The 16,561-nt window shown below is 58.6% G+C and carries 16 protein-coding genes; 8 read left to right on the top strand and 8 right to left on the bottom strand.

Going from position 1 to position 16,561, the window contains the following annotated elements; translation table 11 throughout:
• The 8 genes from ACR0AZ_RS20725 (at position 1) to ACR0AZ_RS20690 (ending at position 8,534) form a co-directional block, all read left to right on the top strand.
• On the top strand, positions 1-1,311 hold the full coding sequence (locus ACR0AZ_RS20725; protein WP_480471842.1) for a replication-associated recombination protein A: 1,311 nt from the start codon (positions 1-3) through the stop codon (positions 1,309-1,311).
• Positions 1,312-1,423: 112 nt separating this feature from the next.
• A complete protein-coding gene (locus ACR0AZ_RS20720; protein ID WP_480471843.1) occupies positions 1,424-2,467 on the top strand; it encodes an RluA family pseudouridine synthase in 1,044 nt (347 codons plus the stop codon).
• Positions 2,464-3,138, top strand: coding sequence for an HAD-IA family hydrolase (locus ACR0AZ_RS20715; protein ID WP_480471844.1), 675 nt, complete (start codon positions 2,464-2,466; stop codon positions 3,136-3,138). The genes ACR0AZ_RS20720 and ACR0AZ_RS20715 overlap by 4 nt, the downstream gene beginning before the upstream one ends.
• Position 3,139: 1 nt before the next feature.
• Complete coding sequence (locus ACR0AZ_RS20710; RefSeq protein ID WP_480668163.1) at positions 3,140-3,847, top strand: ATP12 family chaperone protein; 708 nt, start codon at positions 3,140-3,142, stop codon at positions 3,845-3,847.
• Between the two features lie 206 nt (positions 3,848-4,053).
• Positions 4,054-5,070 (top strand): amino acid ABC transporter substrate-binding protein, encoded by a 1,017-nt coding sequence (locus ACR0AZ_RS20705; RefSeq protein ID WP_480471846.1) that lies wholly within the window; start codon positions 4,054-4,056, stop codon positions 5,068-5,070.
• A gap of 125 nt (positions 5,071-5,195) precedes the next feature.
• Positions 5,196-6,428: an amino acid ABC transporter permease gene (locus ACR0AZ_RS20700; protein ID WP_480471847.1), complete on the top strand. Its 1,233-nt coding sequence runs from the start codon at positions 5,196-5,198 to the stop codon at positions 6,426-6,428.
• A 3-nt stretch (positions 6,429-6,431) separates the two neighbouring features.
• Complete coding sequence (locus tag ACR0AZ_RS20695) at positions 6,432-7,730, top strand: amino acid ABC transporter permease (protein WP_480471848.1); 1,299 nt, start codon at positions 6,432-6,434, stop codon at positions 7,728-7,730.
• Between the two features lie 12 nt (positions 7,731-7,742).
• Entirely contained in the window at positions 7,743-8,534 is a 792-nt protein-coding gene (locus ACR0AZ_RS20690; RefSeq protein ID WP_269149813.1) for an amino acid ABC transporter ATP-binding protein, read from the top strand.
• Between the two features lie 45 nt (positions 8,535-8,579).
• On the opposite strand, the gene ACR0AZ_RS20685 is transcribed toward ACR0AZ_RS20690, so the two are convergent.
• The 8 genes from ACR0AZ_RS20685 to ttcA all read right to left on the bottom strand — a co-directional run bounded on the left by ACR0AZ_RS20685 (position 8,580) and on the right by ttcA (position 16,539).
• Positions 8,580-9,077 carry a SixA phosphatase family protein gene (locus tag ACR0AZ_RS20685; protein WP_480668162.1) on the bottom strand — a complete coding sequence of 166 codons (498 nt, stop codon included), beginning with the start codon at positions 9,075-9,077 and terminating at the stop codon, positions 8,580-8,582.
• On the bottom strand, positions 9,074-9,757 hold the full coding sequence (locus ACR0AZ_RS20680) for a ferredoxin (protein ID WP_480668161.1): 684 nt from the start codon (positions 9,755-9,757) through the stop codon (positions 9,074-9,076). Before ACR0AZ_RS20680 ends, ACR0AZ_RS20685 begins: the two co-directional genes overlap by 4 nt.
• A 20-nt stretch (positions 9,758-9,777) precedes the next feature.
• Positions 9,778-10,641: an acetylglutamate kinase gene (argB, locus tag ACR0AZ_RS20675; protein WP_480471851.1), complete on the bottom strand. Its 864-nt coding sequence runs from the start codon at positions 10,639-10,641 to the stop codon at positions 9,778-9,780.
• A 60-nt stretch (positions 10,642-10,701) separates the two neighbouring features.
• The gene (yihA, locus tag ACR0AZ_RS20670; RefSeq protein WP_480471852.1) at positions 10,702-11,355 is read right to left on the bottom strand and encodes a ribosome biogenesis GTP-binding protein YihA/YsxC; all 654 of its coding nucleotides are present in this window, start codon (positions 11,353-11,355) and stop codon (positions 10,702-10,704) included.
• Positions 11,352-12,089 (bottom strand): MOSC domain-containing protein, encoded by a 738-nt coding sequence (locus tag ACR0AZ_RS20665; RefSeq protein ID WP_480471853.1) that lies wholly within the window; start codon positions 12,087-12,089, stop codon positions 11,352-11,354. The genes yihA and ACR0AZ_RS20665 overlap by 4 nt, the downstream gene beginning before the upstream one ends.
• Complete coding sequence (yidC, locus tag ACR0AZ_RS20660; protein ID WP_480471854.1) at positions 12,086-13,909, bottom strand: membrane protein insertase YidC; 1,824 nt, start codon at positions 13,907-13,909, stop codon at positions 12,086-12,088. The genes ACR0AZ_RS20665 and yidC overlap by 4 nt, the downstream gene beginning before the upstream one ends.
• 126 nt (positions 13,910-14,035) lie before the next feature.
• Complete coding sequence (locus ACR0AZ_RS20655) at positions 14,036-15,574, bottom strand: putative bifunctional diguanylate cyclase/phosphodiesterase (protein ID WP_480668160.1); 1,539 nt, start codon at positions 15,572-15,574, stop codon at positions 14,036-14,038.
• 71 nt (positions 15,575-15,645) lie between these two features.
• The gene (gene ttcA / locus ACR0AZ_RS20650; protein WP_480661125.1) at positions 15,646-16,539 is read right to left on the bottom strand and encodes a tRNA 2-thiocytidine(32) synthetase TtcA; all 894 of its coding nucleotides are present in this window, start codon (positions 16,537-16,539) and stop codon (positions 15,646-15,648) included.
• Between the last annotated feature and the right edge of the window lie 22 nt (positions 16,540-16,561).

Here is a 16,561-nt window from a genome sequence, read left to right as displayed (position 1 = left end):
TTGGCGGATCTGTTTGATACCGGTTCCTCTGAACCTGCGGCTTCTCCGCACCGTCCGCTGGCCGATCGGCTGCGCCCGCAATCGCTGGCTGAGGTGATAGGACAGGAACAGGTTCTGGGCCCGGATGCTCCGCTGGGGGTCATGCTCGCTTCTGGCAGTTTGTCGAGCCTGATTTTTTGGGGGCCGCCAGGGGTCGGTAAAACCACCATCGCGCGTTTGCTGGCGCAAGAGACGGATCTGCATTTTGTTCAGATCAGTGCCATCTTCACCGGCGTGCCTGATCTGAAGAAAGTCTTTGAGGCCGCGAAAATCCGGCGTCAGAACGGGCAGGGTACGCTGCTGTTCGTCGACGAGATCCACCGGTTCAACAAGGCACAACAGGACGGGTTCCTGCCGCATATGGAAGACGGCACCATCCTGCTGGTGGGTGCCACGACCGAGAACCCCTCGTTCGAGTTGAACGCCGCTGTGCTTAGCCGGGCGCAGGTGTTGGTGCTGGAGCGGCTCAGCCTTGCCGATCTCGAACGGCTGACCCAACGCGCTGAGAAAGAGCTGGGCCGCGCCTTGCCTCTGACCGGACAGGCGCGCGAGGCATTGCAGGAGATGGCGGATGGCGACGGTCGGGCGCTGTTGAACCTGATCGAGCAGGTGGCGGCCTGGACGGTCGATGCGCCTTTGGACCCCGACGCACTGTCGACAAGGCTGATGCGGCGCGCGGCGAAATATGACAAGTCGGGGGATGAGCATTACAACCTGATCTCGGCCCTGCACAAATCGGTGCGCGGTTCGGACCCGGACGCGGCGCTGTACTGGTTCGCGCGGATGCTGACCGGGGGCGAAGACCCACGCTATCTGGCGCGTCGGATCACCCGTATGGCCGTCGAAGATATCGGGCTGGCTGACCCGCAGGCACAGGCGATCTGCCTGCAATCGTGGGAGACCTACGAACGGCTTGGCAGTCCCGAGGGTGAACTGGCACTGGCACAGGCGCTGGTCTATCTGGCCCTGGCCCCAAAATCGAACGGAACCTATGTGGGTTATAAGGCGGCGATGAATCTGGCCAAGCAATCGGGCAGCGAGCCACCGCCCAAACATATCCTGAACGCGCCGACGTCGTTGATGAAGGATCAGGGCTATGGCGCAGGCTATGCCTATGATCATGATGCCGAAGACGGGTTTTCGGGGCAGAACTATTTCCCCGACGGTATGGAACGACCCGCGCTCTATCAGCCAGTCGAACGCGGGTTCGAGCGTGAGTTGAAAAAGCGGTTGGATTATTTCGCGAAGCTACGGGCGCAGCGGAACACGTGATAGGCTCGGCTTGACTCTTCGCGCGAGGCGCGCGACAGACGCGCATGTTTTCTAAGACACTGAAACGGGTAAATTCCGGGCGGATCGACCGCGCGGGGCAAGGGGCAATGGCATGAGTGGCGTGCAGATGATCACAGTCGCAGAGGGCGATGGCGACCAGCGGTTGGATCGTTGGCTGCGCCGCCTGTTCCCGCATGTCAGTCAGGGCCGGATCGAGAAGATGTGCCGCAGGGGCGAGCTGCGGGTTGATGGCGGGCGCGTCAAGGCCTCGACCCGGCTTGAGGTTGGGCAGTCGGTGCGTGTGCCACCGCTGCCGGATGCCGATCATAAGCCGGCCGAGGTGCGGCGCAGCATCTCGGATGCGGATGTGAAGATGATCCAGTCCTGCGTGATCTACAAGGACGACCACGTTCTGGCGCTCAACAAGCCGCATGGCCTGCCGGTGCAGGGTGGAAGTGGTCAAACCCGCCACGTCGATAGTCTGTCCGAGGCGCTGCGCTTTGGCTATGATGAGGACCCGCGCCTTGTGCACCGGCTGGACAAGGACACGTCCGGAGTTCTGCTGATGGCCCGCACGCGTGAGGCCGCCAAGGGGCTGACGGCGGCGTTCCGGCATCGCAACACGCGCAAGATCTATTGGGCGTTGGTGGCCGGCGTGCCGACGCCTTATCTGGGCGAGATCAAGACCGGGCTGGTCAAGGCCCCCGGCCATGGCAAGCAGGGTGAAGGCGAGAAGATGATCGCCGTGCATCCGAGCGAAGTGAACGATACGCCCGGCGCAAAGCGTGCGCATACGCTCTATGCAACGCTTTATCGTGTGGCAGGGCGCGCGGCCTGGGTGGCGATGGAGCCGGTCACAGGCCGTACCCATCAGTTGCGCGCGCATATGGCGGCCATCGGACATCCGATCATCGGCGATGGTAAATATGGCGGCTCGGGGCAGGAGAACCTGGGCGATGGCTGGGGCGCGCAGTTGGGTGGCATCATCAGCAAAAAGCTGCATCTTCACGCCCGCAGCCTGTCCTTTGAACATCCGATGACGCGCAAACCCATCTCGCTTTCGGCGCCGCTGCCTGATCATATGAAGCACAGCTGGGATACGCTGGGCTGGACAGAAGACCTTGCGGCGGATGATCCGTTCGAGGAACTGCGATGAGCGCGCCTCTGCGGCTGGTTCTGTTCGATGTGGATGGCACGCTGGTCGACAGTCAGGGGGCGATCGTTTCGGCGATGACCGCCAGTTTTCAAGCGCTTTCGCTGCCTGTTCCGGATCGGTTGGCAATTCTGTCCATTGTAGGTTTGTCGCTGCCACATGCTATGGCACGCCTTGCACCGGATCAGTCGGTGAATGTGCAAGATCGATTGGTCGAGGGCTACAAGCAAGCCTATCACGCGCAGCGTTTGGAACAGGGTGCTGCCAGCTCACCACTCTATCCCGGTGCCCGCGAGGTGATCGAGGAACTGCATGAGCGTGACGAGATCCTGCTGGGTGTTGCCACTGGCAAATCCCAACGCGGTCTCGATGCGTTGCTAGAGGCGCACGGGCTTGAGCGCTATTTCGTCACGCGGCAGGTGGCAGACCATCACCCTTCAAAGCCGCACCCTTCGATGATTGAAACTGCTCTTGTGGAAACCGGCGTCGCGCAACAACAGGCGGCGATGATTGGCGATACCAGCTTCGATATGGAGATGGCCGCAGTCGCGCAGATCGCGGGTATCGGGGTCAGTTGGGGTTATCACGATCAATCCGCGTTGCGCGCCGCGCACACCGTGATCGACAGTTTTGAGCAATTGCCAGACGCACTGGCCAGAATCTGGGGCATTTAAGATGAGCGACTGGAAACCCAAACGCTTCTGGACTTCAAGCACGGTCGTGGAGGCCGAAGATGGCCATACGGTCGAGTTGGATGGCCGCCGGGTAAAAACACCCGCCAAGGCAGCTCTGGTGCTGCCCACCCGCGCAATGGCTGAGGCCGTTGCCGCCGAATGGGATGCGCAGGAAAACGAGGTCGATCCGAGCACGATGCCATTCACCCGCTCGGCCAACGCGGCCATTGATAAGGTACGTCATCAGCATGCCGAAGTTGCCGACATGCTTGCGGATTACGGCGATTCGGACTTGCTGTGCTATCGCGCAACCCATCCCGAAACGCTCCAGACGCGGCAGGCCGAGGCATGGGATCCAGCGCTTGACTGGGCGGCTGAGGCGCTGGGGGTGCGGCTGGTTCCACTGGCCGGTGTGGTGCATCAACCGCAGAATACCGCTGCTTTGGAGGCACTGCGCGCGCGGGTTCACGGTCTCAATCCGTTCCAGTTGGCTGCGTTTCACGATCTCGTGAGTCTGTCGGGTTCATTGATTCTTGGTTTTGCCGCCGCTCAGAATTGGCGCAAACCGGACGAGATATGGCGCATTTCGGGGCTTGATGAACTGTGGCAGATCGAACAGTGGGGGCATGACGAGGAAGCGGACGCCGCCGCCCGGATCAAAGAGGCCGCCTTTTTGCACGCAAAACACTTCTTTGATCTCTCTTCCTGAGACTTGATTGGCAAAAATAGCCTTTTTGAGCGCAATTTCTGCAACATCGACCTATCGATTTCGCTGATCCGGCCCTTGACGTTTGTTGATGAATACGCCCAAACTTGGGCCACTAAAGGGGAGACACCTTTTGGGTAACCTTTCTGGCGCGCCTGCGCCGGATCGAACCGTCCCTGAAAGGGATGGAAAATCAGGAAGAGGTAAAAATGAAAAAATCCGTAATCTTGGGCGTGGCGACTATTGCCGGCCTGGCCGCTGGCGCAGCTGCGGCAGGGACCGTTGACGATGTCAAAGCACGCGGCAAGCTGAACTGCGGTGTGACCACCGGTCTGGTCGGCTTCGCTGCACCCGACGCAAATGGCGAATGGCAGGGTTTTGACGTCTCGCTGTGCCGTGCCGTTGCCGCTGCTGTTCTGGGCGATGCAAACGCTGTTGAATTCGTTCCGACCACCGGTAAGACCCGCTTTACAGCTCTGGCTTCGGGCGAGATCGATATGCTGGCCCGTAACACCACCTGGACCTTCAGCCGCGACGTCGACCTGAAGTTCGAATTCGTTGGTGTGAACTACTATGACGGTCAGGGCTTCATGGTTCCCAAGGCACTGGGCGTGAGCTCGGCCAAGGAACTGGACGGCGCAACCGTCTGCATCCAGACCGGCACCACCACCGAGCTGAACCTGGCGGATTTCTTCCGCTCGAACAACATCAGCTATGAGCCGGTTCCGATCGAAACCAACGCTGAAGCGCAGCAGCAGTACCTGGCTGGCGCATGTGATGTTTACACCACCGACGCATCGGGCCTGGCCGCAACCCGCGCCACGTTCGAAAACCCCGGTGATCACGTCCTTCTGCCCGAAATCATCTCGAAAGAGCCGCTGGGCCCGCTGGTCCGTCACGGCGATCACGAGTGGGGCGACGTTGTCCGTTGGACCCTGAACGCGCTGGTCTCGGCTGAAGAGCTGGGCGTGACCTCGGCCAATATCGATGAGATGAAAGCCGGCACCGACAACCCCGAAGTGAACCGTCTGCTGGGTACCGAAGGCACCCTGGGCGAGATGCTGGGTCTGGACGCCGACTGGGCGGCCAAGGCAATCAAAGCCGGTGGTAACTACGGCGAAGTCTTTGCCAAGAACATCGGTGAAGAAACCCCGATCGGTCTGGCACGCGGCCTGAACGCACAGTGGACCGACGGCGGCCTGCTGTACTCGCCGCCGTTCCGCTAAGACATTCGAAGGAGAGGGCGCGGGGCAACCTGCGCCCTCTTCTCATCAAAATGCTGCGGACAGCTAATGAGCAGGGAAAACCCTGCCGATAAAGAAGAGTCCGCAAGCCACGGGGATCCCAAAATATGTCGACTATGACTGACCCACCGAAAGCTGATTTTCGGTTGTCAATGCTCATAAACGATACCCGCTATCGCTCTCTTACCTTTCAGGTGATCGCGGCCGTCGTTATTGCGCTTTCCATCTGGTATCTTGGCAACAACCTGATCCAGAACCTCCGGGCCGCAGGGCTCAATATTTCCTACTCATTTCTGGGCGACCCTTCGGGGTACGACATCAACCAGCGCCTGATCGAATATGACAGCCAGTCCTCGCATGGACGCGCCGCTGTTGTCGGTATCCTCAACACTCTGCTGGTTGCATTCCTGGCCTGTATCACTGCCACTGTTTTCGGTGTGATCGCGGGCGTGTTGCGTCTGTCGAATAACTGGCTCGTCTCAAAGCTGATGGCGGTCTATGTCGAGATCTTCCGGAACATTCCGGTCCTGATCTGGATCATCATTATCTTCACCATCATGACGGCTGTGCTGCCGGGGCCCAGGGCGTTCCGTGGTGACAACCCGACCTCCAGCATGTTGTTCGATCTGTTCGCCTTTACCAATCGTGGGGTCTATATTCCGCGACCCGAATTCGCGAATGGCTTGTTCAGCGTTAACATTCTGAACTGGCTTCTGGTCATTGCCGTGTTGGTCGGCTCATGGTTTGCAACGCGTGAAATCGAAAAACGCGCGACCCTGAAACAAGAACAGACTGGTGATCGCCCCAAGACCGGCATGGTGAAGCTGGCCGTCTGGCTGGTTCCGTTGGCCATCCTGATGGTGATCATGGGTCTGACTTGGGATGTGCCCGCGCTGAAAGGTTTCAACTTCAGCGGTGGCATCAAGATCGGTGGGCCACTGATTGCCTTGTGGTTCGCGCTTTCGATCTACACCGGCGCGTTTATCGCGGAAAACGTGCGCGCGGGTATTCAGGCGATCAGCAAAGGTCAGACCGAGGCCGCAGCCGCTTTGGGTCTGCGCCCGGGTCGGATCATGAACCTTGTGATCCTGCCGCAGGCGCTGCGGGTAATCATCCCGCCGCTGATTTCGCAATATCTGAACATCACCAAGAACTCCTCTCTGGCGATTGCCGTGGGTTACGCGGATATCACTGCGACTCTTGGCGGTATCACGCTGAACCAGACCGGGCGTGCGATCGAGTGTGTTCTGCTGTTGATGCTGTTCTACCTGACAGCCTCGCTGCTGATCTCGATGGCGATGAACATCTACAACGCATCCGTCAAGTTGAAGGAGCGCTGAGCCATGGCTGATCAAACAACAAATCCGATCGCCTTCGTGGCCGAGGGCACCATCCCTCCGTCGCCTCCACCGGCTAACCAGACGGGTATCGTAAAATGGCTGCGCGAGAATCTCTTCTCGGGCGTGTCCAACACGATCCTGACGGTTCTGTCGCTGATGCTGATCTATGTGCTTCTGAAGAATACGTTGCCATGGATTATGAACGGTGTTTGGAACGCGAACTCGCTGGCGGAATGCCGCGAGATCCTTGCTGGTAAAACAGGGGCGTGTTTTGCGGTACTGACCGAACGCTGGCCTCAGCTTATCTATGGGTTCAAGTATCCTGACGATGCGTATTGGCGGCCTAATCTGGCTTTCGTATTGATGCTTGCGGCCGTTGCGCCGGTCCTGTTCTTTGACCTTCCGCGCAAGCTACTGATCTTTACAGCCCTCTATCCCTTTATCGCTTTCTGGCTGATTTGGGGTGGCACGATCTTGGTACCCTTCGTGGCCCTACTTGGCTGCGTTGCGGCGGGTGCGGTCTTTCAGAAGCTCGGGAAGAACAGCTTTGCCGCTGGATTCTTCGGGGCCATTATCGTTGCTTTGGTTGTCTGGAAGCTTGGCGGTGCGTTGATCCCAGAAGATGCGTCCGAAGGGGCATGGCTTTCAGCTGTTCCCAGCCGCGATCTGGGGGGCTTCATGCTCAACATGATGCTGGGCTTGGCCTGCGTTTCGTTGTCTGTCCCGTTGGGGATTGCGCTTGCGCTGGGCCGTCAGTCGAACATGCCGCTGATCAAGTGGGTCTGCGTTATCTTCATCGAATTCATCCGTGGCGTGCCTCTGATCACGCTGCTGTTCGTGGCTTCGGTGATGTTGTCGTATTTCTTCCCGCCTGACAGCACGGTCGACCTGTTCTTGCGCGTTGTGATCATGATCACCATGTTCTCCGCCGCCTATATCGCCGAGGTGATCCGCGGTGGTCTGGCCGCGCTTCCACGTGGACAGTATGAGGCAGCAGACAGTCTGGGTCTGGATTACCCGCAGGCGATGCGTTTGATCATCCTGCCGCAGGCTCTGAAGATCTCGATCCCCGGGATCGTGAACGTGGCCGTTGGGCTGTTCAAGGACACCACACTGGTTTCGGTCATTTCGATGTTCGATCTGGTGGGCATGATCCGGGGCCCGATCCTGGCGTCAACCGAATGGAACGGCGTCTATTGGGAGCTTCTGGGCTTTGCCGCGCTTCTGTTCTTCGTCGTCTGTTACGGCATCTCTCAATATTCCCAGTGGCTCGAGCGTCGCCTTGCCACGGATCATCGTTAAGGAGTTCAACACATGTCTGAACTTGCAGTAGAACGCGAAATCGATCGCTCCAAGATGCAGGTGAGCGACGAGGTCGCCATCGAAATCAACGGCATGAACAAGTGGTACGGGTCCTTCCACGTGCTGCGCGACATCAATCTGACCGTCAATCAGGGCGAGCGGATTGTTATCGCTGGGCCGTCAGGGTCGGGCAAATCCACCCTGATCCGCTGCCTGAACGCGCTGGAAGAACACCAGCAGGGTACGATCGTCGTCGATGGGACCGAGCTGTCGAATGACCTCAAGAACATCGACAAAATCCGGTCCGAGGTTGGCATGGTGTTCCAGCACTTCAACCTTTTCCCGCATCTGACCATTCTGGAAAACTGCACGCTGGCCCCGATCTGGGTGCGCAAGACGCCCAAGAAAGAGGCCGAAGAGCGCGCGATGCATTTTCTTGAAAAGGTGAAGATTCCGGATCAGGCGCTGAAATATCCCGGCCAGCTTTCGGGTGGTCAGCAGCAACGTGTGGCGATCGCGCGCTCGCTTTGCATGATGCCGCGGATCATGTTGTTCGATGAACCGACATCGGCGCTGGACCCGGAGATGATCAAAGAGGTGCTCGACACCATGATCGAACTGGCCGAAGAAGGCATGACCATGCTCTGTGTGACCCACGAGATGGGCTTTGCCCGTCAGGTCGCCAACCGCGTGATCTTTATGGATGCCGGTCAGATCGTGGAACAGAACGAACCCGAAGAGTTCTTCAACAACCCGCAAAGCGAGCGGACCAAGCTGTTCCTCAGCCAGATTCTGGGACACTGATCCAAGCGAAGCGATTGAAAAGGCGGGGTTTCAACCTCGCCTTTTTCATTCCAGTAGTTCGCGCGGAATGGCAAATCCTTCTACTGTGCCGCTGTGCCAAGTCACGTTTGGCCAGTTCTGAACTTCAAACCGGATCACGGTCGTCGCACAAGTCGGGTAGTCGTGAAATCTGAGATGATCCGGCGCTTGCCGTACAATCCTTTTAGCAAAATCCCCGATACCGGGATTGTGCCCGATCATCAGAACCTTTCGTCCTCGGGCTCCGTTCAAAACGGAGAGCATATTATCTGACCCAGCATGGTAGAGGCCTTGGGTGAACTCCACACTGGCGGCCTCAAGCCCCATCCTGTCCCAGGTTTCGTGCGTACGCGCAGAACTCGAACTAATCACCTCATCCGGCAACCAGCCATTCTTGCTAAGCCATCCGCCAATTGCTGCGGCTGATTTGCGTCCGCGGTTATTCAGCGGCCGATCATGATCGTTCAGGAACGGGTCGTCCCAACTCGATTTGGCATGGCGTGTTAAGATCAGTGTGCGGGTCATGAGGGATGAAACGCCCTCATATGGTGTGCAGACTGTCCCGGATCGCGCTCTGCGCCCGCGCTGAGCGGGCAAGCCAGTCGTGCAAGGCATCCTCCGGTCATGCAGGTCTGCCCTTCGTCTGTGTTCAGATGATCATGGCAGGCCGTAACATTATAGAAACTATGAGGATTGAGCGCGCCAACCGGGCACGTTGTGGTGCAGGGCGCGGGGCAAGTGGTACAGGGCGAGGCGGAAATAGCTTCAGGGATCGCAAATTCTTCCGGGAAGTGCAGCGCCCCTCGGTACGAGATCAGCATCCCGACTGTATCGTGCACCAGCGCTCCGACCGGGCTGCTGAAGGTGCGACCGGAATTGAGCGCCCAGTCGATGAAAGGCGCATAAGGCGGGCCGCCGAATGGGAAGTGAGCTTCAGCGCCAAGCTCCTGCGCCATCTGGCCAACAACGCGGGTTGACCACCGATCCACCGGATCTGTGTGTTGCCACTCAGGGGCGGCTTTCAGTACTGGCCAGAAGGCACCGGCAGTCCCCAGCATTATCAGTGTGCCGGTCTCCAGCTGTTTGGTTTCAGTCACGCGGGGGTGCAAAGCGCCCATGATGATGAGGCCTGCAGCCTCAGCAGCTTGCGCGACGCGCGTGAATTTTGGGCAGATATCTGAAGAGGTGTCTGATTGGTCAGTCATCGAAACCCTCAACGCATCGATCAGTCAGGTCGGATCAGCGAGCCTGCGCCATGTTCCGTGAACAGCTCCAGCAAAACCGCATTGGGCGCGCGCCCGTCAAGGATGACAACGGCTCGAACACCGCTGTGCAGGGCGTCCAGAGCTGTCTCTGTCTTTGGGATCATACCGCCCGCAATCGTGCCTTCCAGCGTCATTTCACGAATTTGCCCGGCTTTGAGTTCGGTCACGACCTCTCCGGCGGCGTTCTTGACGCCCGAAACATCGGTCAGCAGCAGAAGACGATCCGCCTTGAGCGCTGAGGCGATCGCGCCCGCCGCCGTGTCGCCGTTGACGTTGAATGTCTCACCCTCGCGGCCAGCACCCAAGGGGGCGATTACCGGGATCACGTCATGTGAGAACAGATCGTGCAAAATTTTGGGGTTCATCTCGGATGGTGAACCGACAAACCCGAGCGAAGGGTCCGTTTGGTTGCAGATCATAAGGTTAGCGTCCTTGCCCGACAGACCAACGGCCGAGCCTCCCTGGCCGTTGATCGCCTGCACAATGCGCTTGTTGACGAGACCCGAAAGCACCATCTCAACCACCTCTACGGTGGCTTTGTCGGTCACGCGCTTGCCGCCCACGAATTCAGACTGGATGTCCAACTTGTCCAGCATTGCATTGATCATCGGGCCACCGCCATGAACGATGACCGGGTTCACCCCGACCTGGCGCATCAGAACCACGTCGCGGGCAAAGCTTTCCATTGCTTCGTCACTGCCCATGGCGTGGCCGCCCAGCTTAATGACGACAATCGCGCCGTCATAACGCTGCAGGTAGGGCAGGGCGCTGTTCAAGGTGGCTGCTGTGGCGATCCAGTCCCGATTCATATCTCGTGTCTTCATGGCTAAAGTCCCTCTGACACACCGTGTTAGGGCCTTTGCCCGGCGCTGCCAAGGGCGAAGCTATTCCAGATGCGCGATGATCGAGCGCAAGGTCGGAATCCCGTCGCCTTTCTCGGACGAGGTCAGCACGATTTCAGGGAATGCCGCAGGGTGTTTCGACAATGCGCTGCGCACCTGTTCCAGAACCTTCTCGCGATCTTTGGCCTTGACCTTGTCGGCCTTGGTCAGCACGCATTGAAAGGTTACGGCGCTGGTGTCCAGCAGCTTCATGATCTCGGCATCGACCGGTTTCACCCCATGGCGCGAGTCGATCAGCACAAAGGCACGGCGCAGGGTTTGACGACCGCTCAGGTATTGCTTCAGCAACCGTTGCCACTTCTCAACCACCTTGACCGGTGCGTTGGCATAGCCATAGCCGGGAAGGTCCACCAGATAGAGCTCTGGGCCTTGGGTAAAAAAGTTGATCTCTTGTGTGCGGCCCGGTGTGTTGGAGGCACGTGCGAGACCTTTGGTGCCGGTCAGTGCGTTGATCAGGCTGGACTTGCCCACATTCGAACGCCCGGCGAAGCAGACTTCCAGCCGGTCAGGGGCAGGCAATCCGTCCATAGCGACGACGCCTTTGACAAACTCTGAAGGTCCGGCAAACAGCTTGCGCCCGATTTCCGCTGCAAACTCGTCGGGCGTCTCGGCCAGTGGGAATGGCAGCGCGGTCATAGCAGTTGAACCTTGTCACCGGCGCGGATGATGCCACCTTCCCGCACCTCTGCGTAGACACCGAAATCCTGATGATCCCAGCTGTTCAACGCACCCAGCGTGTCGGCATCCCGCTCGCCCGTTTCAGGGTTGGCGGTGGTCGCCATGCAGCGTGTAATACGCTCGCGGACGTGAAAGACCACCTCACCAATGCGGATATCGCGGTCAATCCAGTCGAACTCTTCCCACAGCGGGAGCCCATCGAACCAGATATTGCCGCGCCAACGGGTGATGGATAGGTCGCGACCCAGCTTCTGTTCGACTGCTCGATGCGAGGCCATGCTGCACAGGCTGATTGATGGATAATCGCTGTCCGTCATGCCGCGACCGGGAACGCGGATAATACGAGCGGATGCAGCGCGATCGGCAGGCATCAACGGCTTGACCCACTCCAGAAACGCTTGCTGTTGCGTATCAGGCTCAAAGCTCAGGTCGGGCCTGTTTGGATGGCGCAGCGTGACGGTGTTGCCGTGCAATTGCGCCGAGATTGCCATCAATTGAGGTGCCTTCGAACCTCGGCTGAAATTGGTGCAGGGCACCCATTCCGACCCGTCTGCCTTGGAAACCTCATGCGCCACTGCCCAAACACGATCCCCGGGCATGGTCTGCCCGGGGGTCATGGTGACTTGATCAAGGCTTTCACGCCCGTGGCTTTTGATCGGATGCCGCCACAGCGCGGTAACTGCGCCGCTCATTTATCGTCCGTTTTTGGCGTGCGCTTGAAGCCGGATTTGATGTTGCCGAACACATCAGGCGTATAGCCCTGGCTGCGCATGATCAGATATTGTTGGGTAAAGGTGATCGTGTTGTTTGCAATCCAGTAGACAACCAGACCGCTTGCAAAGCCACCCAGCATGAACATGAACACCCACGGCATCCAGGCAAAGATCATCGCCTGCGTCGCGTCGGTTGGTGCCGGGTTCAGCTTCTGCTGCAGCCACATCGAGATACCCAGCAACAGCGGCAGGATACCGATGAAGATCAGCGCCATGAAGCTCTCGGGCTGCGGCGCTGCCCAAGGCAGCCAGCCAAAGAAGTTGTAGATCGAGGTTGGATCCGGCGCGCTGAGATCCTGGAACGGGCCAAACCAGGGCGCTTGACGCAGTTCGATGGTGACGAAGATCACCTTATACAGCGAGAAGAAGATCGGGATCTGCAGCAGGATCGGCAAACAGCCCGCGGCGGGGTTCACCTTTTCCTTCTTGTAGAGCTCCATCATGCCCTGTTGCATCTTCTGGCGGTCATCGCCAGCAGCCTCTTTCAGGGCCTCCATCTGTGGCTGGAGTTCTTTCATCTTCGCCATCGAGACATAGGATTTGAATGCCAGCGGGAACAGGATCGCCTTGATGATCAGCGTCAGACCGATGATCGACCAGCCCATATTGCCGATCAGAAGGTTGATATTATGAAGCAACCAGAAGATCGGTTTGGTCAGGAAGAAGAACCAGCCCCAATCGATGCTGTCGATGAATTTCTGCACGCCTTCGGACTGATACTCGCGAATGGCTTCCCATTCCTTGGCACCCGCGAACAGACGCGTGCTGACCTCTTCGGTCGCGCCAGCGGCAACGGTCAGCGTCGGCAATACGGTTTCCGTCTGATAGATCTTGCGGCGCGAGTCGTATTTGGCCGCGGCTTTGAACGCCGATCCGGGGTCGGGGATCAAGGTGGTCATCCAGTAATGGTCGGTAAAGCCGATCCAGCCGTCCTGTTTGACCTGATACACCTCGGCCTGTGCGCGCTCAGTGGAGTCGATGTCAAAATCGCGCACATCGCCATAATCGACCTCGGACAATGTGCCGTCCGCCATGCCGATCACGCCTTCATGTAGGATGAAGAAGTTCTTGAGACCCGGCAGATCGCCATCTTCGCCGATACCGTGACGCGCCAGAATGCCGTAAGGAGCCATGCTGACCTCGGACGCAGTGGCGTTTTCGACCGACTGGGTCACCGAGAACATGTAGTTTTCATCTACCGAAATGGTGCGTCGGAAGGTTAGGCCGTTGCCATTGTCCCAAGCCAGGGTGATCGGAGTGTCCACACCCAGCGCGTCGCCCTGCTCAAGCGTCCAGAGGGTGTTGGGACCGGGAACATCAGTGCCGGATACGCCAGAACCCGGGGCCCAACCGTAGAGGGCGTAGTAGGCGGATTCAGAGCCTACAGGGGACAGCAGCTCGACAATGGGAGCACCTTCGTCGATGGAAACTTTGTAGTCTTTCAGGAACAGCTCATCAATGCGGCCGCCCGACAGTGACAGGCTGCCTTTCAGACGCGGTGTGTCGATCTCTACGCGCGGGGCTTGTTCTTCGGGCAGTGTTTCGTCAGCGGCGGCGCTTGCCTCACCAACAGTGCCGGAGGCACTGGGCGTTTGAACCTCGTCACCTTCAAGAGCAGCGATCGTGGCCTCTTCCTCTGTCGCCGTCGGTTCCGGAGGTGGGAACAGTACGAACCAGACAAGGATCACCAGAAAGCTGAGCGCGGTTGCGAGGATAAGATTCTTATTCTGATCGTCCATCGGGGACAGCCACCTTAAGCAGTGAAACACACCCGGTGGGTTCAACAGAGTGCAGGCCCAAAGGTCAAGCGGAATCGCCAGCCAATTCGCCGCAATGGCGGATTCAATCCACCAGTTACATCGAATTCATCCCATTTTGCGCCCGATCTTGGGGGTGCCCTTGATCTTGGCCCGGTGCGCGGCGATCCACTCTTGCGTCTGTTCATAAGGCATGGGTTTGGCGATGCCGAACCCCTGTACGTGATCACTGCCCAATTGCGCCATCAATGCGTGCTCACCAGCCGTCTCGATACCTTCAGCAAGGGTTTCCAGGTTCAGCCGCTCTGCCATCGTCAGAATGGCGCTGACCAGTTGTTGTTGACTAGGGTCCTGATCTGCCCTGGTCACGAAAGAACGGTCAATCTTGATGCGTGAAACGTCAAAGCGCTTGATGGATGCGATCGAGGCATGGCCGGTTCCGAAATCATCCAGATCGATGCAGCAACCCAGGGCCGCTAAGGCGGTTACATTTCGGGTGATCACGTCGTCGGGACGGCGGGAAAAGACAGTCTCTAACACTTCGACGGCCAGCCTGTCAGGGGTCAGGTCAAACTGATCCAATTCCCATCTCAGCCGATCAACAAGGCTGGGATTGCGCAGCTCGTCTGACGAGAAATTGATGCCGATCCGAGGCACCACGAGGCCGGCGCGATCCCAGTTTCGCATTGCATCAAAAGCGTGATGCCGCAAGACCTGCCCCAGTTGCTCCATCAGGTCGGCCTGCTCGGCGAAAGGTAGAAAGACCTGAGGACCGAGGACTCCTTTGCTTGGGTGTTCCCATCGGGCAAGCGCTTCGAACCCGGTGATGTTGCCCGTATCCGTGGAGATCTGTGGTTGGAACCAAGGGCGTATCTCACCATGGTCCAGCGCGGCCTCGAAATCCCGCCGCAGGTTGGCGCGAACCAGGGACCGCCGCCGAGTCTCGGTAGAATAAGCGCGGATCGTCGAAGGCCCGCTGCGCTGGGCCTCGGTGAGCGCGGAGCAGGCGGCTTCGATCCATTCCCCGGCATCTGCATCCAGCACATCGGAACGCAGACAAAAACCCACTGAACAGGACAGATAAACGCTGGCACCGTTGAGCAGAACAGGATCTTCGATCGCGGTCTGAAGACGACCTGACATCTGAATACAGGCCTCAAGATCGAGGTGGGGCGAGGGTTGCAGCCCGATCAGATACCGATTCTGGTAAATGTGGGTAAAGACATCGTGGCTTCGGATGATGGCAAGGATGCGATCACTGAATTGCAGTGTGATATGGTTCGCTGCGGCCTGACCATGGGCATCCATCAGATCGGCGAAGTCATCCAATGCCACCGCGATACAGGCAGCATTGTCGCCGCTACCTTTTGCGGTGTCGCTCAGAACCTGCATCTCGGCCTGGAACACGTCGTTCGCAACCAATCCGGAGGGGCGAGCCCCCGGGCTTGTTGCCCGATGCAGCTGGTTACCCCAACCGCACGTTGCGCTCAGCAGCGGCAAACCAAGCGCCGTGAGCAGCAAAGCGACCTCGCCACCCAGCCAGAAGGCAGCGAGGCAGGCGGCAGGAACAAATGCAAGCGCCTGCGGCCCGCTGAGGCCGGTGCGCAGCAACTCAAGGATTCGGTCAACAGAGACAATATTCCGCATCGGTTTCGACGGCCTTCGGCTTGTGCATGGGTCGCGCAGGCCGAGCGTAGGAAACCAATCTGAGTCAGTCGTTAACGCAGCTGTGGAATTTCGTCCGAATTTTCGTTTTTTTGAATCGGATCGAGCGAAAGATTTGCAAAATCAAAGAGTTTTGGATCCAGCAGGTGCGACGGACGCGCGTTGGTCAGCGCCCGGAACATCACCTGCCGCCGTCCGGGGCTGTTCTTTTCCCATTGATCCAGAATCTGTTTGACCTGTTGGCGTTGCAAACCATCCTGACTGCCACACAGGTCACAGGGGATGATGGGATAGTTCATCGCCCTGGCGAATTTCTCGCAATCGGCCTCGGCCACATGGGCGAGGGGGCGATAGACGAACAGGTCGCCCTCTTCATTCACCAGCTTGGGCGGCATGGTTGCCAGACGCCCGCCATGGAACAGGTTCATGAAAAAGGTTTCAAGGATATCGTCACGGTGATGGCCCAGAACAACCGCCGAACAGCCTTCCTCTCGTGCAATCCGGTAGAGGTTGCCTCTGCGCAGGCGTGAACACAGCGCGCAATACGTGCGCCCTTGCGGGACCTTGTCCATCACGATGGAATAGGTGTCCTGGTATTCGATGCGATGGGGTACGCCCATGCGGTCCAGAAACTCGGGCAGCACAGTCGCGGGAAATCCAGGCTGTCCTTGATCGAGGTTGCAGGCCAGCAGATCGACAGGCAGCAAGCCCCGCCATTTCAACTCGTATAGCACCGCCAACAGGGTATAGCTGTCCTTGCCTCCGGACAGACAGACCAGCCAGCGTGGGGGCTTGCCGTCCTTGTCATGCGCGGACGGGTCGACCATCCCATAATGTTCGATGGCTTCGCGTGTCTGGCGCACGATGCGTTTGCGCAGTTTCTTGAACTCGGTGGTCGAGGGGGCACCGGCAAAGAGCGGATGGATATCGTCGGCTTCATCAAACATGGGCGGGGCCTATCGCAGAAGG

The organism is Ruegeria sp. BE3 (genome assembly GCF_056538865.1).
Note: the sequence above shows the minus strand (reverse complement) of the source record. Positions and strands in the feature narration are given on the sequence as shown.